Source organism: Paenibacillus sp. FSL H8-0034 (assembly GCF_038000305.1).
Lineage (GTDB): Bacteria > Bacillota > Bacilli > Paenibacillales > NBRC-103111 > Paenibacillus_S.
This window is the reverse complement of record NZ_JBBOBS010000001.1, coordinates 1,855,966-1,875,842: the sequence shown is the minus strand read 5'-3', so window position 1 is coordinate 1,875,842 and position 19,877 is coordinate 1,855,966. Positions and strand designations below refer to the sequence as shown.

Here is a 19,877-nt window from a genome sequence, read left to right as displayed (position 1 = left end):
CAGGCCAGACGCACTCCGTATTGAAAAAGCTCCCGCAAGCTTTGTCGCAACAAACCCTTCGGGAGCTTTCCATTTCAGTCTGTAATAATTTCCTTGACTCTGCCCACAGTTCCATCCACGAGCCGGACCTTGATCCCATGCGGGTGGTTTGGTGAATTTGTCAGAATATCCTTGACCACACCTGCAGTCAGCTTGCCACTCCTCTGGTCTTGCTTTTGAACCACCTGTACCTTGCGTCCTGGCACTACATCCTTACGTTGCTGGCCATTCATTATAGCTCACACCTGCTTTCCTCTTACGCTGCACGCTTGGCTTATGTACAGGTCGCTAAAACATTTGATAACCTTTATCACGTAAAGCCTTAATGGTCCAGCCGCTGAGTGCCGCTCCCAATAATCCGCCGACAGCCGGCACATAATCCACAAATGAATACTCCGAAATATTGGATGCGAGAGAGCCTGTCCCCCAACCCCAATAAATGATTAATCCGATAACCAGCACAATATAGCCATAAATCGGAAACCATGTCGTTTTCATCAGCATGTTCAATATAAAACCGAGACCGAAGAACAACACGAGCAACAGCACGGTAACAATCATCAGTTGCAGCACAATCCCCAACTCCTTCAATCGAATGCATCACTATATATTCTATAGAAATTTTGGCTCTGGGTAAAGTGAACGCTTCATGAACGCTTCATATTTTATATATGTACCTTGAGCCTCTAACCATTTGCCCTTTGCTGTCGATTTCGTTACAATAATACAGGCGAGATCGTTTTGCCTAACCGTCTCTTATTCGTAAGAAGTATGTAACATGCATATAAGTAATATCCCTATTCATACATAGAAGGAGTGTTCTTAATGAGCGAAGCGATGCAAACCCTTGAGGGCTGGTACGTTTTAAATGATTTCCGTGCAATTGACTGGACGGCATGGAAAAGCTTAAGCAAGCAAGAAAGAGGCCGCGCGGAGGACGAGCTGTACAGCTTATTAGCCCAATATCAGGCTACTGAGGATCAGCGTGAAGGCAGTACAGCCTTCTATTCTATCGTTGGGCAAAAGGCTGATTTTATGTTCATGCATCTACGGGAAACGCTCGAAGAGCTGAACGAGCTGGAAACGGCGTTTAACAAAACCTTGTTTGCACAAGTAACCATTCCGACATTCTCTTACGTATCTGTCGTTGAGCTGGGCAGCTACATGGCCAAACCGGGTACAGACCCGATGGAAGATCCTGATATTGTTGCACGCCTGAAGCCAACATTGCCTAAAGCACGCCATGTCTGCTTCTACCCGATGAACAAACGCCGCGAAGGCAACGACAATTGGTATATGCTGTCCGTAGACGAGCGCCGTGGATTTATGCGTGCACATGGCATGATCGGACGCAATTACGCCGGTAAAATCAAGCAAATTATCGCGGGCTCGATCGGCCTTGATGATTGGGAATGGGGCGTTACCTTATTTGCAGAAGATGCCCTGCAGTTCAAAAAAATCGTTCATGAAATGCGGTTTGATGAAACAAGCGCACGCTTTGGTGAATTTGGTGAATTCTACGTGGGTAATCTGCTTAATCGCGACAAAATGGAAACTATGCTCAAGCTGTAGCATCATTAAAAGCCTTGCAACTACCGATTTCGGCTGCTGCAAGGCTTTTTCACCCATTATTTGTCGTCTTCGTCCTCATCATTGAATCTGTCATCCCGATTGGCCTCAGCCTTTTGCGCCAGATAAGCTTCGGTGTCCCGATCACGCTGACGCGACTTTTCCTTTAAGCGCTCGATAGCGGGTAGAATAAGAATGTCGATTTCTTTTTGCACCGTATAAACCAGATCATAACGGGTCTGGGATTCCAGAAAATGTCCCACATCAATCAGTGCGTTATAGCGATCCAGCTCTTCCCTCGTCAATAACCCGCGTACCTGTACGCTGCAGTGCCGCATATCTAGAAACGGCCTTTCTTCAGCACCAGTGGAATGCCGCCAATAATGTACAGGTACCGCATATCGATAACCTTTTTCATAATAGCTGCCATACCGCCTTTGACTTTACGTGAACCCACAATTCCGATGGCTTCGCCGCGTCCAAGTGAAGCTACTGTACCTTTGCTTTCATAGGTAAAGCTCTTAAGCTGCTCCCCGCGAATCGATGCAACCAGATTGTGTGCACAGATATCCGCCTGCTGAATCGAAATTTGGGCAGTTGGTGGATATGGGCGACCTTCCGGGCTGAATACAAGCGAACAATCGCCTAGTACATACACATTATCATGACCAGGAGCACGCAGATTTTCATCAACCTTGATTCTTCCACGCATCGTTTCAAAGCCCGCATCATCGAGCATATGGTTGCCGCGAATACCGCCGGTCCAAACCACTGTAGCTGCTTTGATTTCTTCTCCGGTTGCCAGAATGACTCCATCTGGTGTGCATTCTTTGATCGCTGTGGCAATTTTGAAGGTTACCCCTTTATTTTGCAGCACATTCATTGCATATTCAACAAGCTCCGGGTCAAAACCAGGCAGTGCTGTTGGTGCAGCTTCAACGTTATATACTTTCACAAGGGAAGGATCGACATCATATTCTTTGCACAGCTTCGGAATACGGTCCGTGATCTCTCCAATAAATTCGATTCCTGTAAATCCGGCTCCGCCTACGATAAAAGTCAAGTAATCCAGACGGTTCGGCTCCCGTTTAAACCGGGCAAATTGATACTCGATGTGCTCACGAATAAAGCGAACACTGTTAATGCTGCGAATGCTGAGCGCATATTCCTTCAAGCCAGGAATACCAAAGGTTTCAGGCTCTCCGCCCAATCCCACAACCAAATAATCGTAAGAAAGCGTACCTTCCTCCAGTATAACCTTCTTCTCTTGTGGGCGAATTTGCACAACTGTCGATTTAACAAAATCAATTTTGAATTCATCAATTAACTTAAGAATATTGACACGCGCATTCTCGGGATTATCCGTTCCTGCAGCCGGCATGTGTAAATGTGTAGTAATATAGTGGTAGTCATGTTTGTTAACAAGTGTTACATCAGCTTCGTTATAGTTCAATTCCTTTTGTAAGCGAATAGCCGTTACAATACCGCCATATCCTGCTCCCAAAATGACTATTCGAGGTATTCGACTCATGGTTAATCCCTTCCATCCGTTAGTTTCTTTTTCTTTTTATCATTCATTGTAATTGTTCACAAAATCATTTGTGAAAATTTACACAAAGTACATCGCGGGTCATTTTCTAACGAATAGTTTGATCCAATTGAAATAAAAATATGACCGTTCACGTGTCAGAAATCACATCTGTGTAAACAAGTTCTCAAGACATAGTATACTGTAAAGTGACAAATAGCAAGTTTTGTTTTGGTTAATATACAGGTAAAAAACGTAAACTAACATGAGTATTTAAACGTTTCCTCCTAATTGCTGACTATTTTCTGCAGCTCCTTACGTTTCCTATAGGATACCTTTACGACTTCCATTCATATATTCACTTATTGTTCACAAATTTATCATGTAATATATCCTTCCATTCTGTCATCATGTATAATATAATTCGAATATTAATAATTGATAGTCATTATCATTGATAATTATTATCACTGATATTTAATTAATTCAGGGAGGTACAATAAGCACATGCAAAATGAGATTGTGGATATTATTATCGTAGGCGGCGGTCCTGCTGGTATGTTTGCCGCTTTTTATGGAGGTATGCGTCAAGCAAGCGTAAAAATTATTGAAAGTATGCCCCAATTAGGTGGTCAATTGGCTGCTTTGTATCCGGAAAAGTATATTTATGACGTAGCCGGCTTCCCAAAGGTAACGGCTCAGGAGCTCGTTAATAACCTGGAGCGTCAGCTGAAGCATTTCCCATTGGATGTTCGTCTGGAAGAAAAAGTATTGCAAGTGATCAAGAAGGATGAGCGTTTGTTCGAAGTCGTGACCGACAAAGGCGTTCATACCTCCAAGGCGGTTATCATTACCGGAGGCGTAGGCGCATTCGAGCCAAGACGTCTGGAGCTGCTTGAAGCTTCCAAATACGAGAAGAAAAACCTTCACTACTTCGTTAGTGATTTGCATAAATTCAAAGGTCAAAAGGTACTGATCAGCGGTGGCGGCGACTCTGCTGTTGACTGGGCGCTCATGTTGGAGCCAATTGCCGAGAAAGTTTATCTGACACATCGTCGTGATAAATTCCGTGCCCATGAGCATAGTGTGGAAAACTTGAATAAATCCACGGTTGAAATTTTAACCCCCAAAGAAATTACTGCGCTTCACGGTGAGGATTATATCAACAGAGTTGTACTGACTGATTGCAAAAGCGGTGTAACGACTGATGTCGACGTTGATGCGGTTATCGTCAACTTTGGTTTCATTTCCTCTCTGGGCCCGATCGCTGAATGGGGCTTTGAAATCGACAACGGCTCTATTATCGTCGATTCCCGCATGGAGACAAGTATCCCCGGGATTTTTGCCGCCGGCGACATTACCACTTATCCGGGCAAGCTGAAGCTGATTGCTGTAGGATTTGGCGAAGCGCCAACTGCTATTAACAATGCCAAAGTATATATCGATCCTACTGCCAAATTATCCCCAGGTCATAGCAGCAATATGAAAATGTAGTTTATTAACATGAAGCTCATCATTTTGAACCAAAAAGGATATTCCTTCCGGCTAAGCCCGAATTTGGAATATCCTTTTTAGATTGCCTTGTCGTTCCAATCTATGATGAGAATTAGCTCACCTGCGCTTCGCCATTAGTGTAGTAATCCAAATTGATTTGGCGATGTTTGATCTCGTCCCTCAGCAGATTAATAAATTCCGCCTCAAGCTTCAAATCGATGGCTTTGAAATAACAGTGAATCAGTACTTCATTGCTCATTAACCTCATCAATAATCACCCAAATTCTGTAAAGTAAAATCATATTACCATGTTCAACCAAATAGAACAAGTGTTCCGTTATCCACAGGATATTGTGTATAAGCTGTGCGCAATTTGTTGGTAAGTGTAATAAAGTGACTGTTAGCGCAGTGGATAATGTGGACAAGGTTATACACAGGTGATCAACTCCGAAATTTGTCGTAAAATTTATAGGTTAGTTTTGGAAGTTATCCCCATAATAAGATGATTTTATTTTTATTTACCCCATTCTTATAGTTTGAATCGTTTTACAGCAATTTGGCGCGTATATATAGGCATACAAAAAAGCCCCCTATCCTCTCGATGCATGTGCATCTACAGGACTGGAGGCTTCATCAGATGAAGTCTTAGACTTCCACTTTATCGTCGCAAGGTTCTGGAGTTCCTTCATAGTCAGCAGGCTTGAACGATGATCCGCAGCCGCAAGAAGCTACCGCATTCGGATTATCAATGGTGAAGCCGCCACCCATGCCGCTGTCTTTAAAATCGATCTCAACGCCGTATAAATACTTGGCGTAGCAAGGATTTGAACGAATCGGCTTGTTTAATATGAGAGTTGTTGATTGTAATGTAGATTACGGATTGCATTGTCCTAAGCTTGTGGATCATGCTAACACCAGTATACCCAAACTTATGCGATTAAACCAGTATTTTCTTCACTCCATTAAAGATCGACTCCCTTGCACATACACAACCGATTTATCCCCTTCCTTATAAATCTAATCTTCATAGAAATTAGGTGAAAAATAAAAGTCGAATTTTGACAACCAATAAACACTTATAAAAACCAATAGAATAGCCCAAAGCTACTCGCTCATATTATTAAACCGTTTAATTCCAATAGATTGAATTATTCCTATATATTCAAAAAAACAATTCACCTCGTCATCAAGATCCAATAATAATATTCAATCACCGAACCACACCCCACGTTCACATCCAATCAGACGAACAGATTTTGCTCGTTAACGGTTTGTATTGTAATAGTGATAACTATTTCCTTCTAAACAACAAAGAACGTTCTGGAAGCATTTTAGCGTACGCAAATGAAATAGTGATCTTTCTACCAAGCAAAAGAGAGTAGCTTTGCTACTCCCTGTTAAATGCTCATATAGTTTTTCATACATCTACAAATGCTCACTTTACCGCCTTTTTAACATTTCCTCCAGCTCTTTTCGTTTTTCCTCTTTTGTCATTTGATCAGCAGGCTTGTACTCGCCTTTTGCGTTATAGTCTGCTGGATTCTTTGACACACCAGTCTTCGGAACGTATTCACCATTCTTGTTATAGTCTGCTGGGTTCTTAGATGGTGCTTTTGAGTCCTTTTCAAGTTGCTCCTTAGTGTATACGGGCTTATCGGTTGTTGTACTCTTACCGCTTAATGATGTACTGGACGATTGCGAACTGCTACTGCTTGGTGTGGTAGTTTGATTGCTGCTAGTTGAAGGTGTACTTGTTGTTATCGATTGTGGTTTGCTTTCCGTAACCACTGCTGGCGTTGGTTGTGTATTTGTAGGTATTATCTTATCATTGCCGCACCCAGCCATGAAACTGACCGCTATGACGCATATAAATAGAATCTTTGTTTTATAAATGGTTCTCACCTTATTCCCTTCCCCTAAAAATTATTTTTTTACATAGCTTAGTCCAACTGTGTAGCTTGGCTTTGATAACGAGCCACCGTTATACATAGCTAGATCGATATTGCTGTCAATGCTTTTAAATTGAGCTAATAGTGTTAGTTCATTTGACCTCATAGCCATTTCAGCCATGCCTCTGAAATCATTTGCATACACCTTTTTGTATGCCTTGATTGCTATATCGTCTACCCTCCATTTGAAATCATCTTGACCATTCTCATTGTTGTAAAGGGAACTCAAATCCATATCAAGAAGTGTGTACACCCCAAACAAGTCATCAAACTCTGACATACTTTCCGTCAAATACATAACTTCGATTAATCCAGTGTTATTGAAGATATATCCGACCTTGCCCTTTTCACCCAGTTCAAATGTATAGTCATACACAATTTGATTATTACCCTTGCTATCTTTCCTCTCCAGAGTAGGCTTGTCGCTCCTAGATGCTTTTACTTCTGACTCACTCATTCCCCATGATAATGTGAAATATTTGTCATTATCTTTTTTTCTTATATCTTGCTTAGAGGGAGAAACCAAAACTCCCCTTGAATAGTTACCCATTCTAAGGACATTTCCATTTTTATCATATTCAACACCAGAACCATCGTAATTATTTTCGATAAAATCTCCTTGATAATAATGAGCATCTGAATAAATTAATTTACCTTCACCATGCCATTTCCCATTTTGCCAATATCCTTCATATTTAGAACCATCGTCATATGTAGCCACACCATACCCGTTAATAACACCATCAACAAAAAATCCCTCGAATTTACTTCCATCCTTTAAAACCATCGTACCTTTACCGTTTGGTTTTCCATTAACAACTTCGCCAGTGAATGTGCTTCCTGTCAGGGTATTAGTTATAACCATTGCGATATTTTCAGTTTGACTCTTCACATCAATTCTTCTATTTGTACCATCCCATGCAATTTTCATTCCGCTTGCTTCTCCAATGAACCTCAATGGAACAAGTGTATTCCCATTGATAATGGTAGGCGAAACCTCTAGCGTAAAGGCTTTCCCCCTTACATATGCCTGATTATTTCCAATATTCATCTGAATATCTGCCCCATCCTTTAGACCAAGAATGGTTTGGTCTTCAGGATGCCACGAAACCTCATAACCAAATTTTTCAAAGATTGCCCTCAGTGGAACTAACGTCGTCCCATCTTTTATGACAGGCTCTACTTCAAAGCTTAACTGTTGTCCATCCACGTAGACAGTTATTGCATCATCCGCAAAAACGTTTGTCGGCAATGCTATTGAAGTCGCAAACATTGAAGTAAGCAATAAAGACTTTATAATTTTCATGTTAGTTCTTCCTTCCTATGTATTTATAACTACCACCAATAATATCGTTTATATACGATATTTTCAAGTTATATTCTGATTTGAACATCTGTATTATTGTACTATGCTCCCCTACGCTTGATAGAAAGGGAGCGTGGATTTATGTCATCCGATTTTGTCAAACTAGTAGGAGAACGAATCAGGACGATTCGTAAAGAAAAAGGCTATACACAAGAATCATTAGCAGAAAAATCAGGTGTTTATATAACGTATATATCCGACATCGAGCGTGGAGAACGAAATATCACTCTGGAAACCTTAGATAAAGTGATTACTGCATTAGATATCCTTCCCAGCGAACTGTTTAAGTTTGAAAATATTGAATCAATCGAAGAACGAACAGATAAGAAGATTTTACTGAATGCCCTTAACTCATTAGTTTCAGGGAGAAAAGTTGAAGAGATACAATTGGTATTACGAATGATGAAAGATATGCTAGATACATATTCAAAAATCAATAAATAATTTTCAAATGATTAAACCTCATAATCACGGCAGACTCTATTCCTCTAGCCCCATATCTATTGATATTAACCAACACAAAGAAGACGCTCAGGCACACTCCTGAAGCGTCTGTTATTATACTATGCACCCTTTCACAAACTTACATGAAAGAAGAATTTTATGGAATCAATTCATAACCTGATTTAATACTAATCGTTGCTTTATTTGCATTAATTTAATTTTCACTAACCGCTTTTATTTCCAAGTAACTACCTAATATCCACGAAGTAAACCCAATCAGACACCAATAAAAAATTGCCCAAAATGAAAAATCCCACATTATAAGCCAACCTGCAAATATAATCTCACATACAATAATACCAAACGCATTGCCATGTTCACGTAAATGTTTATATGACTCAATATATTCACTTTTTACGGGATCTTGTAATCCTTCAGTTTTTTTACTAATTTTCGATATACTACCTCTATACTTACTCAAATATAAATAAAATATCCCAACATTTGGAAACAATAAAATCAACATTATCATTATTAAGAATGTAACTATGAAAGTAATACTATGTCTCAATTCAGTGGTACCACACATTACTATGAAGAATAGAATTAAAAATAGAGATAGTAAAAAGATAACGCCTTTCTTATCAGTCTTTTTGGAATTTACAAAAAAACCCATCCAAGCGAAACGTATTCCATGTAAAACTAAAATAATCATACTAGAAAAATACATATATAGGAAACCAGATACCACAATAACAATTGCTGCAAGAATAGGGAAACCCGTTTGTTTTAACGTAATTTTGTTATCGCCAAACTTACTTGGAAAAAGATCAGTACCACCTAAAGTTTTCAAAACATCAATTGCATCTTCTTTCCCTACATCATAAGTTGTTTCATACAATAAACTTGCTATTTTGGCACCTATCTTTTCCTCATCTGGGAGCATCCTAACAGCTCCTAGTATTTCACCTGCTTTAAGCGACTCTTTAGCTTGTTGTTTTTTATACTTGCATTCTAATTTCTGTATTTCACTTGAATTTTGTTTATTATTACATAATTTTTCAATTTTAGTAGATATTTCACTTTTAAAAAAGGAAGTAGTAATTTCATTATTGTAATTAATCACAAGATAGAATAAAACAACTACTCCAAATATTGTTCCAAGTAAATATCGAACTAGATAAAACTCCCAAAAACGATTTCCACCCATACTAACCTCCGAAACTGTCTACATTTATACAATCCTTTCACTAATATAATAGAAGAATTGATCAACTGCATTTCTAAATAAATGTCCTTGTTCTGTGATCTTTTCAATTTTCACTGAGTCCATCTTTCAACTCCTGCATTTAGATGATCTTTGTTATCCAAAAGTAAAAGATAGCTAGAAATCCTGCTCCTACAACAAGCCGTACTATTTGATTTGGAATCCATCGTAAGAAACGCATCCTTAACAACAATCCAAGTAGTACTCCATAAACTATCGTTGCAACAATCAGTAAGAGCAGCTTGTTTCCTCCAAATAAACTCCATGTATCAATCTCAACACCTTCAAATATGTTCTTTGATACACTATTAACTATTTTCTCACCCATTGAAGATATCCAATATTTGCTGACCATACTTCTCTACTTTTACTTTGCCAAATCCTTTAACTTCTAACAGTTCTTCTACTGATTTTGGATACTTAACTATCATTTCTTCCATTTCGTTATTATTATATATAATATAAGCCTTGATGTTCTCTGCTTTCGAAGTTGCTAGTCTGTATGCCGTAAGCTCTAGGCGAAGTTGTGCTTCGTCTTTTCTTAGAAACGTTTCACTAGAAAGTTGGTACTTTGCTTCCAAATCCATTTTTATTGGTGTGTTAAATTTGTTTAACAATTCTGCAATATTATTCATGTCTTTTTCCGCTAAGTCATAAGTATTTGCTTTATCATTCTGATACTTCTCTAGTGTTACTTTTATTTGATCATACTTTATGATTGTTCTTTCTATCTCCGCAGGGCATTTGTTCTTGTTAATTATAGTTTTAGGATTAGCCATCACCACAAGCGACAAGATTGGCATGTTATTGATCTTCAATTCTTTCGATAAGACATGTTTGATTATATCAACATGTCTTGCATTCTGAGTAACAGGACTATATATGCCTTCTTTATACTCTTTTCCATACCTGTTCTTCATAGTTCTCACAAAGTTTCCTTCATGGTCAATACTGATATTACCACTTAATTTTTTCGTTTCCAGGATACAAGTGAACTTGTTCGAAATAACGACAAAATCTAGTTGAGCAACGTAATCGCCATACTGAATCCTTACGTCATGTAAGCACAAAATTGGCAAGAATGAATTTTTTAACTCAAAGTAAACGTTATTCTCCCCATCAATTCCATACTTCAGGAGTTTCATGTCTCTTTCAATATTGTCCTTCTGCTCCCCTTCGTTAACCTTTTTGAAGAGTTCTTTTAAGGCTATTAAGTGAGGATTATCTTTTGTAAAGTCCTTAATGAAAATTGGGCTTTGAATTGTTCTCTTGCCGAAAATCTTATTAAATAATGACATATATCCTATCTCTCCTTAACTCTTTGATGAAGATATGTAGTTCGTTAGTAGGAGTAAAAGCTTATCATGTCAGATTATACCACAATAATCCAATTTTGTATTCGGTTTGTGACTTACTTACTAGTTGAGGATGATCTTCTATAACCTTCAAATCACATGTGTTTCTTAAATCACCAATCACAATCGCATCATCAAAAAAAGAGCATTCATTATCGAATGCTCCCACCATTACATTATCATACCACTCATCTATTTCACTGTAGTTTCTTTGAACAAGTAAAAGGAACCTTTACCTTTGCTACTTACATAAAATTTAGGCTTTTGCGTATTTTGAAGATCAATTTGAATTTCCTTAACTTCATCTTTGCCTAACTCAAACTCTTTTAAGATTTGATCTTTATCTCCAGTCACTTTCACTTTTGCACCGTTACCTTTAATACCAATAACAGCATTCATTTTTGAGTAGGATTTCCCCAAATCTAAAGAGGTGATCCTAAAATCACCACTATCAGTGATGAGATCAAGTCTATATGCGCCGTTATATTGCTTTCCATTTAATATCAATTGATCTTTGTCCATTAAATCTTCAGCATCTGCTTTAACGGTTCTTGTATACTTAATATCTTTTGAAAGCAAGCTAATTCCATCCACTTTCTCACCCAATACTACAGTTTTGCTCTCACCATCGTAATCGATTGGTGTGTTCAATGCTGTTGAAACTGACCGTAGTGGTACATATGTATTTCCATTGTAAGTAATAGGCATCATTTCATTACCCTTTTCATCACTTGGACGCCAGTCAGCCCCATTCACTTTGAATTTAATCTCTCCATTTAAATATGCTTTGATTTCTTCTAAAGAAGATGCTGCTAATGCCCCTGTTCCTAATCCCATTAACAACGTAGTTCCAATTACCCCTGCTAATACTCTCTTTTTCATATACAATTCCCCTTTCATTCTCAACTACAATCTAAACAATTCGATAAATTACTATTTTATCCTTCTTTTTACATGGTTATATTTACCTAATTAAAAGGATTTATGGATATTTTGTCGAAGTAGTATCAAAACAACACCCTAAATTAACAAGAAAGAAGGTCTGATTATGTTCCAAGCAAACCAAGAGTTACGATCACCATTCGATTTTGACAATGCCAGGTTTTTTGCTATTCCCGTACATGTGTATCAAGAAGGTGAGAAAATTGATTATGGGAGGATAAGTAAACATACGGATGAATGTGTGGTTGTTAATGGAGATTACTTTATAAAGGAAAATTGTGTGTTTAAAGTAGCATTTTGACGCAAAAAACCATCTTAGATGTTTAAATATAAGATGGTTTTTTGTATTATTAATATAATATATTTTACACCTATCACCAGTTTTATAAAAATGAAAGATATACTTTCATCTTATAAAACTAGCAATAGGACTATGCTTCTTACTAAAGCTAACTTACATTTTGAGATTTAAGAACTTTTCCATGAAATAATAATACGCTTCTTTTTTCTTTTTAATTGCACTTCCCACTCAATTTTCTTACCTAAAAAAAATACAAGTAATGCAAAAACTATAACAATATTTATGTCAAGCAAAACAACAGCCTCCTCCGATATATTAATTTATATTAATATTCGAAGCATAACCCCAAGTTATTTTAGCATAATACATTATTACGAGCAAGATAATAAAACTAAAGTTTTATACTATGTTCTTATTTCTTCATTGTTCCTTATACCTTTACGCAAATCTAGCGTAAATTCCAGTAACATTGGCTTCAGTAAAATCCCAATTTCCTTTTGCTTTAGTTAATGCACTAGAACCTGCTTGAATCGTTATGTTCCCATATGCGTAATTAGGAGAAATGACTAAATCCGCTCCACTTCTTGGTTCAATATGTAAAACCCCACCAGCTTGATACATTCCACCACGATCTTCACCTTGATAATAAAAATCCAGATATGAAAAATTCCCACTAGAAATATTGATACCATGATATTGATCAGAAGAGTTATATGATTTTATGCCACTTGTATCCATCTGTAGCCTTGCACCGTTCGAAGCTGTTTTAAATATAGTTCCTACGATAGTTCCACCTGTGATATTAGGACTCTCAATAGACGTTTGTGTAATCTTTGTTGCTGTTATATAAGCTGGAACTGTTGGTATAAATGTATTACTTGGCAATGCACCAACTTGAGCTGCTGTTGGCTTGTTCATGTAGCTCCAATCAATGGTAGCATTTGCTCCAAGTGTAATTCCTTGAATTACATTGATTTGATTAGCCGTTAATGTACCAGTGTATATACCGCTATCATTGATCAACGTAGTTCTACCATTCCATCTTGAGCTTCCTGAAAGTAAATTATCTGCAATAGTTCCATTGCCAACAACAATTTGATTAGCAAAAATACTACCAATCATTGCTGATCCAATCTTAGCGGTTGTAGCATCCAATTGTTCAACCTTGATCTTGTCAATAAATTGTCCACCAATTGTACTAGCTCCAACTAACACATTAGTTCCATTAATCTTAAGCTCTCTTGCATTAATTGAACCATCGATAACCAAATTTCCAGTAATAGCATCATATGAAAGTCTATCTGTCCATGTTCCACTAACATTCTTTTGGAACTTAAATCCATCAGTTGCATTAAGAACAGTTCTAATTGCGTTATCGCTTTTAGTAATTACAAGACCATTCACTGAATCGATTACAACGCCATTGTAAGCCTTCCCCAGATTGACTAGACTATCTTTAAAGGTAGGATCTAACTGACTTGTAGGAAGACCACCAGTGATTGTCAGGCGAGTTCCTGCTATGGTGACTCCATTACCATCTACAGTAAAAGTCTTCATTCCAGTTTCATCAGATGCATCTATTTGTAAATTTACTCCTGCTATTAATTTTCCGAATACCCTTTCCGCTATGATTAATTGAGGTTGCAGTTTCCAATATAATTCCTCAGTCAGAATCTTCATATCTGGTTTCTCCGTAATCGTTTCTATCATTAAATTTTTCACTTGTTCTTGTGTAACCTGTTTAAGAACCAAAGAACCTCCAACACCCTCATAAGAAATTTCATTGAATACTTTCTTATATGTAGTTAATGCATCATATCCTAGTCCAAGGAATTTCTCCGCTAGTTCTCCAGCTTCTTTTGTTTTAATACCTGCTGCCCAAATTGCAACATCATTAGATTGATTTATACCCATCCTTTTTTCGATAATTTCAAAATTGGTTTCTGATGAAATATCATATACTATGGAACAATTTGATAGCACTGAACACACCACTATAGCTATTTTCTTATTTATGATATCCTTACATAGGATACGTGCTATACGACTAATATCTTTAACTTTTCTGTCTTGCAATTGCAAATATGTTCCCATAATCTTATATGCAGTATCCATATCGCCAGAACAGAATATAACACTTCCGTCTATACTCCATAGTTTTTCCCCATCATCACTCAATCTATATATCTGGTCATTAAGATTAGTAGAAATCGCTGTATCCGATCCAATCAGAATTGTTCTAAGCGTTTGTAATATTAAACATGATGACATATGGTTTCACCAACGCTTTCCTTCGAATCAATGTATTCCATATATGCTATTACCTTCTCTTCGACCATACTACTTCTAGCATTTTCCCAATTACTAATTAAACCCTTCGTACAGCCAAGGATATTCGCTATTTCTATAAGTTTGATCCTACTTTTCAACCTTTTTGCTCTGTATATTTCTCTAATATTATCCACGTAAAAGCAACCCCTTATTAATTTTAGAACGCAAAAATAAGAGAAAGTCAAATTTGACCCTTCTCTTAATAAATTATATTTGCAGTTCATTTACCTACTATACTAGTATACCATCTCGATTAATATTTGTCAAATATTTACATTTTATAAGTAATATTAGACTTTTTCTTGTCTTAAACTATTACCTCATTATATTGATTTACCAACACTCCGAGAAAATTATTTGTAGTTATGGCTTATTCCATCCTAGTCGGTTCCTAAACCTTCTTTAAGAGTGTCAGTTCAACCCACGATCCCATCTTCTTGTGTATTAATATAGAAATGTCCTTTATCTCCAATGCAACCGTGGTCCGTTCACTTAATGAGGGATATTAGTACATATTTAAATCTCTTCATTTTTTCGCTTCAAGCAAAAGTCGATGTACTCTAAGATAAATCTCCTTTCAAATTCATCAAGTTTGTAATATTCTTGCTTGTTTAAAATTTCCTGTTCTCCGTTAACTAGCCAGTCAATTGAAACATTAAAGACTTCACTTAGCTTTGATAATAACTTCATTGTTGGATTATCAGACTTTCCACTTTCTAATTGACCAATTGCTGAGGGAGTGCAATTAGCTAATTCCGCTAATCTTCTAGCTGTAATCCCTAACTCTTCTCTTTTAAGTTTTACTCTATCTCCAATAATGTAACTCATTCTATCACTCCGTCCAAAGTTATAAATATAAAATAAAATATACATAACTAAATGTCAAATGAATAATATATTTAATATAAACCAACTAAAACCTTTATTTACATTCATATTCACTCGTATATATTAAATATATTTAATTTATTTATTGACACCACTTTTGTTTTTATGGTATATATTTAACAAGCCGATTTACAAAATAAATACTTTACAAGGGGGAACAATGGATTAATTGAAATAATTTCTCGGTTATTAACTAGATTATGTCTCAATGCTTCACTGCAATTTGTTACTGAAATTAATATATCGTAAAAATTACGTTATACAGTTAAATCAATATCTAATTTTGACACTATAACAATAACTTATCTATTTTTCATACTTTATTTTAAGGAGAATGATCATGATTACAAACGGATTAGTATTAAATGCAAAACCAATTAATAACACAAGAAAAGCATACGCGTACTACACAGGCAATGTAAGTCACATTATTCGTAAGGGAGAGTTGATTGATGCTATTCGGTTGACTATAACATATGATGAAGCAGAGGCTTCAAAACAACCAACCTATCGTTTGGCTAGAGGTAATGAACTAGAGTGGTGGTCATCTATATCAGAATACATACCCAAGAATGAAATTATTGAATGTATTGATGGTCTATATTTATGGAATGAAATTTGGTCAACCGATGAGGATGGATTTGAGGATTATTCTTGCGGATTTACAAAAGTTATTCTTGATAAGCATTCAAGTTGAGGTTCTTCAACGAGCAAGTTTCTTGCTGCAAAAGGAGCATCCTTTGGGAAGCTCCTTTTACTAAATTATATTGAAGGAGCGATTAAACGTTAATCCTTGTCACGTTCAGAATGTATACCGAATGAAATTTTAGAGGGTAATACGTTATCCTTTGTTTTATATTCTATTAAAATATCTGGTAAACACTCTCTGGTAAGAATCAAACCACTTATTGTTGATTTAATTATTTCTAAGTCTTTTAGGTCCATTTTCGTTAATTCGTCCAATGAAAATCTTATTTGTCCGAAATGATGTATAAAAGCTTTGGCTATGGAGTCTTTGTCTTCTTCGGATAAACGTTCAAATTCAGTCCAGACTTCTTTAGCCTTATCATTTCCCATTAACGTCACCTCCTTGATCCAAATCATTTTTTAATGTTCCCAGATTTATCTTTGCTTTGCAACCAAGATGCTGTTTTTGCAGTAAACTGCCTGTTAGCACAACACGGTCTGCTGGCATAGACGGCAGCCGCGTCTTAGTTGTTTATTGAGCTAGAGTACTCCGTTAGCGTAATAGCGCGAATAAGGTACTCAATCAAGGGGACCCTTGTGCTGCCGCAACAATGCCGCAATGTCGACGCCGTCTATCGTCAACCCTTCGATATCGCAACCTTCAATACTGACGCCTCGTAAATTTGTGCTATCCACAGAGGTCCCCTACGTGTGACAACAAAATCGCACGTAACTCCTCTATTTCGGTAATCACTGCTAGAGGGTGAGGCTCTTGAGGTACTTCATAATTCTTCTTATTTAACCATATAGCTTTCAACCCTTCTTGTATTGGAGCTGCAACATCATTTGTCCAAGAGTCGCCCACGACAAGTACCTGTTCTGGTGGTAAAGAAGTCATACATAGAACATAATGATAAATTTCTGGGCTTGGTTTTTCATAGCCGATAACTTCAGATATGAACACATACTCTTTTGGAATGATACGATCTAATCCGATTGCCTCCAATTTATCATTCTGCCACCCTTTGCTTCCATTCGTTAATACTCCTATTTGATAATAATTACTAAGATCCTTAATGGTTTTGTTTATCATCACATTAGGCTTCATATGCTTTTTACTTATTGATTGGTAGAACATTTCAAAGTTAATTGCCGTTTCTACATCCGTTGTTTTCCCCATTTGATCCATAGAATAGAGAAAACGTTTAGTCCGATATTCGTCAAAAGAAATTTGTTTGCTATCTAATTTCTTTACTAAGAATTGTTCTACATTACTAAAGACTTCAAATAAATCGTTACTATTCATTTCACTGGTGAAAAAATGATTTCTGAACGCGTCCTTAACACTATTTTCCCAATATTCGTCAAAGTGTAAAAGTGTATCATCTAGATCAAACAAAACCAATTTAATTGGGTACATAATACTCTCCCATCCATTATGTGATGATAAAGTTAATTATACTCTACGGAACCCTGACTCAGGCATTTTAGTTCTACTCCTTTCCCTTTTTCAAAGTACAATCCTGCAAGTTAGCTTAACGAACCATCTTCTTTTTGCATCTCAATAAATTCATCTTTCGTTAAACCAAACAAACCTGAAATTTACATGATTCTCTTTCAAAGGATATCATCATGACTCATCTATCCCTCCTGAAATATTTCTAATTAACCAAGTATATATTTTCCTTTTTTATACCTATAGTACCATTTGGCATATCGCTGTAGTTGATAATATTATCGTTCTTTTCAAAATACAGCGCGGCGATTTGCAGTGCCTATACCCTCCTACAATATACATTTTTGATAAAAAGTAATATCCCAGCCCCCTTTCCCCTAATAGAATACGAAAAAAAAGCATCCACTATTATTGGGATGCTCTCTCATTTATAGGTTCCGTTGATTAATTTGTATTGGTATAACTCAGTATTTCGGCAACAAACCAGGTTACCAGTGAACCCCATAGCCAGCATCATGAACCCATCGCGCGTCATTTCGTACATCGGTCTGTTCTCGCCTTTTTTATCGAAATATTCAACGGACTTAAAATTAAGGTCGTTAAAATTCTCAATGTTTTCTATCTTCCCGACTTCCAAGGACAAGCGAATAAAGACCAAATTCATTTACTATGTTTGCTTCTCCTTGTTGACCTATGTTAAACATAGACCGCTCATCTTCGTCTAGTTTTTTGATTGCCTGTGTTGGATTCTTAATATCTAATACATCACATACATCTTTGGCAACCCACCATGGCTGATTGTTTTTCTATGCAAACTAACATCCATTATTAAATGGATGCCTTCTCCTGTTCATATTCATTTGTTCTTCTATAAAACGTATTAGGTTTCATATCAACTCTACGCATTGCTTCTACCGCGGTAATGCTTCCAGTTTTCCATTCCTCATAAACAACAATAAACTCATTGCTAATTTCACGTTTTGGTCTACCAAACTTAACTCCGCTAGCCTTAGCGGTGGCTATTCCTTCCATTTGCCTACTATTGATTTTTTCCTTTTCTCTTTCAGCCATATACGACAATAATTCTAATACTATAGTGGAAATGACTTTTTCTAAACCATTCTTGTATTGCCTGGTATCTAAAATTGGCATATCCAAAATAACAATATTCGCGCCAATTTCCTGAGTGATTTCCTTCCATTCCTTTTTTATCTCTTCTGCGTTTCTGCCTAACCGATCCAGCTCTTTAATAAAAAGTATATCGCCTTTTCTCAATACCAACTTTAATGCTTGGTATTTTGGTCGGTCAAAATCCTTACCGCTTTGCTTGTCTATGTAAAGATCGCGTTCTTGAATGTCCAAACCTTTCAATGCTTCAATTTGTCTTGCTTCATTTTGCTCTTTCGTTGAAACACGTATATAGCCAAAGCTCCGTATCTCTCCCATATTGGCTCTCACCCTTCGATTGGTTTCCAGTATATTAGCATGTTATTTCAAAACATACCAGTTTTATTTGAAATGTTTCAAATATGGAAACCCCACATTTTGAAAGGCAAAATACTATAAAGAATGGAAGTTGAATCGGCATGGCATAAAGTATACTTTTTGAAACTAAAGAATTTAGCTTTGTTACTATTGATTTGCTTCATCCTAGCGTACTAATTACCCAGACTCGATTAGATAAACAAAAAAACGGCTTCAAACTCTTGATATGGTTAGAATGTGCCGTTTTTTCATATGTAATAATTACTTTTGTCAAATAAGTCCATGCTAATTTTACAACCCGATATTTATGTAGACACTTGCTCTAAAATGCAAACCATATTTTAACTCTTATGATGTAGAACCAGACCAGAGTGCATTCTCATCAATGCTAATGTCCAGCCTTTTATCACTTTTTTTTTGAGACGAGTTTTGTACCAATAGCTGGATATGGATTGAGTGATTTAGTGAATCGGTAAGAAAGTCTCATATACATTCGTTTTGTTCTTTGCATAAAATTAGCTCTCTTTTGGAATCTCTTTATATCTTGCGACTCTACTAAATAGAAATTAAAGTAAATATTCCCATGTCATACGAAATATTATATTATAGTTGTATTAAACCTCTGAAAATTCACTATTTGTTTCGTTTGATCCAACACAACTTGAATTTAGGATTATTGTTATTGGATCGGTATTGATAAAGACTCATTGATTTTAAATACAGACAAGAATTGAAGTAATATACTTAATTGGGTAATAGAAATATTGGAAAATTAG

The 19,877-nt window shown here is 36.6% G+C and carries 20 protein-coding genes and 2 pseudogenes; 4 read left to right on the top strand and 18 right to left on the bottom strand.

Going from position 1 to position 19,877, the window contains the following annotated elements; all coding sequences use genetic code 11:
• Positions 1–74: 74 nt before the first annotated feature.
• Together NST47_RS08595 and NST47_RS08590 are read right to left on the bottom strand one after the other, a co-directional pair.
• Entirely contained in the window at positions 75–272 is a 198-nt protein-coding gene (locus NST47_RS08595) for a YwbE family protein (protein ID WP_076232363.1), read from the bottom strand.
• A 55-nt stretch (positions 273–327) separates the two neighbouring features.
• Complete coding sequence (locus NST47_RS08590) at positions 328–612, bottom strand: YuiB family protein (protein WP_262687598.1); 285 nt, start codon at positions 610–612, stop codon at positions 328–330.
• Between the two features lie 252 nt (positions 613–864).
• Here NST47_RS08590 and hemQ point away from each other — a divergent pair, with 252 nt between their 5' ends.
• Positions 865–1,611 carry a hydrogen peroxide-dependent heme synthase gene (hemQ, locus tag NST47_RS08585; RefSeq protein WP_341154755.1) on the top strand — a complete coding sequence of 249 codons (747 nt, stop codon included), beginning with the start codon at positions 865–867 and terminating at the stop codon, positions 1,609–1,611.
• Positions 1,612–1,667: 56 nt separating this feature from the next.
• On the opposite strand, the gene NST47_RS08580 is transcribed toward hemQ, so the two are convergent.
• Entirely contained in the window at positions 1,668–1,946 is a 279-nt protein-coding gene (locus NST47_RS08580; protein WP_341154754.1) for a hypothetical protein, read from the bottom strand.
• A gap of 2 nt (positions 1,947–1,948) precedes the next feature.
• The gene (locus NST47_RS08575; RefSeq protein ID WP_076232368.1) at positions 1,949–3,139 is read right to left on the bottom strand and encodes an NAD(P)/FAD-dependent oxidoreductase; all 1,191 of its coding nucleotides are present in this window, start codon (positions 3,137–3,139) and stop codon (positions 1,949–1,951) included.
• Positions 3,140–3,643: 504 nt separating this feature from the next.
• On the opposite strand from NST47_RS08575, the gene NST47_RS08570 reads away from it, so the two are divergent.
• On the top strand, positions 3,644–4,630 hold the full coding sequence (locus tag NST47_RS08570) for an NAD(P)/FAD-dependent oxidoreductase (RefSeq protein ID WP_341154753.1): 987 nt from the start codon (positions 3,644–3,646) through the stop codon (positions 4,628–4,630).
• Positions 4,631–4,742: 112 nt separating this feature from the next.
• On the opposite strand, the gene sda is transcribed toward NST47_RS08570, so the two are convergent.
• From sda to NST47_RS08550, 4 genes and pseudogenes are all read right to left on the bottom strand, one after another.
• Complete coding sequence (sda, locus tag NST47_RS08565; protein WP_341154752.1) at positions 4,743–4,889, bottom strand: sporulation histidine kinase inhibitor Sda; 147 nt, start codon at positions 4,887–4,889, stop codon at positions 4,743–4,745.
• 386 nt (positions 4,890–5,275) lie between these two features.
• Positions 5,276–5,437 (bottom strand): annotated as a pseudogene (locus NST47_RS08560) (HesB/IscA family protein); the annotation flags it as partial.
• Positions 5,438–6,070: 633 nt separating this feature from the next.
• Positions 6,071–6,532, bottom strand: a complete 462-nt coding sequence (locus NST47_RS08555; RefSeq protein ID WP_341154751.1) for a hypothetical protein — start codon at positions 6,530–6,532, stop codon at positions 6,071–6,073.
• A 21-nt stretch (positions 6,533–6,553) separates the two neighbouring features.
• On the bottom strand, positions 6,554–7,885 hold the full coding sequence (locus tag NST47_RS08550) for a stalk domain-containing protein (RefSeq protein WP_341154750.1): 1,332 nt from the start codon (positions 7,883–7,885) through the stop codon (positions 6,554–6,556).
• 141 nt (positions 7,886–8,026) lie between these two features.
• On the opposite strand from NST47_RS08550, the gene NST47_RS08545 reads away from it, so the two are divergent.
• Positions 8,027–8,389: a helix-turn-helix domain-containing protein gene (locus NST47_RS08545; RefSeq protein WP_341154749.1), complete on the top strand. Its 363-nt coding sequence runs from the start codon at positions 8,027–8,029 to the stop codon at positions 8,387–8,389.
• A gap of 214 nt (positions 8,390–8,603) precedes the next feature.
• Here NST47_RS08545 and NST47_RS08540 read toward each other — a convergent pair whose 3' ends face one another.
• From NST47_RS08540 to NST47_RS08520, 5 genes are all read right to left on the bottom strand, one after another.
• A complete protein-coding gene (locus NST47_RS08540) occupies positions 8,604–9,599 on the bottom strand; it encodes a hypothetical protein (protein WP_341154748.1) in 996 nt (331 codons plus the stop codon).
• Positions 9,600–9,976: 377 nt separating this feature from the next.
• Positions 9,977–10,954, bottom strand: coding sequence for an NERD domain-containing protein (locus NST47_RS08535; RefSeq protein ID WP_341154747.1), 978 nt, complete (start codon positions 10,952–10,954; stop codon positions 9,977–9,979).
• Positions 10,955–11,203: 249 nt separating this feature from the next.
• Positions 11,204–11,893 carry a stalk domain-containing protein gene (locus NST47_RS08530; protein WP_341154746.1) on the bottom strand — a complete coding sequence of 230 codons (690 nt, stop codon included), beginning with the start codon at positions 11,891–11,893 and terminating at the stop codon, positions 11,204–11,206.
• 799 nt (positions 11,894–12,692) lie between these two features.
• Positions 12,693–14,525 (bottom strand): hypothetical protein, encoded by a 1,833-nt coding sequence (locus tag NST47_RS08525; protein ID WP_341154745.1) that lies wholly within the window; start codon positions 14,523–14,525, stop codon positions 12,693–12,695.
• Between the two features lie 576 nt (positions 14,526–15,101).
• Positions 15,102–15,413: a helix-turn-helix domain-containing protein gene (locus NST47_RS08520; protein WP_341154744.1), complete on the bottom strand. Its 312-nt coding sequence runs from the start codon at positions 15,411–15,413 to the stop codon at positions 15,102–15,104.
• A 400-nt stretch (positions 15,414–15,813) separates the two neighbouring features.
• Here NST47_RS08520 and NST47_RS08515 point away from each other — a divergent pair, with 400 nt between their 5' ends.
• A complete protein-coding gene (locus tag NST47_RS08515; protein WP_341154743.1) occupies positions 15,814–16,170 on the top strand; it encodes a hypothetical protein in 357 nt (118 codons plus the stop codon).
• Between the two features lie 89 nt (positions 16,171–16,259).
• Here the strand turns inward: NST47_RS08515 and NST47_RS08510 are convergent, their stop codons facing one another.
• The 5 genes and pseudogenes from NST47_RS08510 to NST47_RS08495 all read right to left on the bottom strand — a co-directional run bounded on the left by NST47_RS08510 (position 16,260) and on the right by NST47_RS08495 (position 19,062).
• The gene (locus NST47_RS08510) at positions 16,260–16,550 is read right to left on the bottom strand and encodes a hypothetical protein (protein ID WP_341154742.1); all 291 of its coding nucleotides are present in this window, start codon (positions 16,548–16,550) and stop codon (positions 16,260–16,262) included.
• A 298-nt stretch (positions 16,551–16,848) separates the two neighbouring features.
• On the bottom strand, positions 16,849–17,580 hold the full coding sequence (locus NST47_RS08505; protein ID WP_341154741.1) for an HAD family hydrolase: 732 nt from the start codon (positions 17,578–17,580) through the stop codon (positions 16,849–16,851).
• Positions 17,581–18,040: 460 nt separating this feature from the next.
• Complete coding sequence (locus NST47_RS37150; protein ID WP_445667368.1) at positions 18,041–18,280, bottom strand: Rha family transcriptional regulator; 240 nt, start codon at positions 18,278–18,280, stop codon at positions 18,041–18,043.
• Positions 18,225–18,407 (bottom strand): annotated as a pseudogene (locus NST47_RS08500) (BRO-N domain-containing protein); the annotation flags it as partial. The pseudogene NST47_RS08500 and the gene NST47_RS37150, both read right to left, overlap by 56 nt.
• A gap of 37 nt (positions 18,408–18,444) precedes the next feature.
• Complete coding sequence (locus NST47_RS08495) at positions 18,445–19,062, bottom strand: recombinase family protein (protein ID WP_341154740.1); 618 nt, start codon at positions 19,060–19,062, stop codon at positions 18,445–18,447.
• Positions 19,063–19,877: the final 815 nt, after the last annotated feature.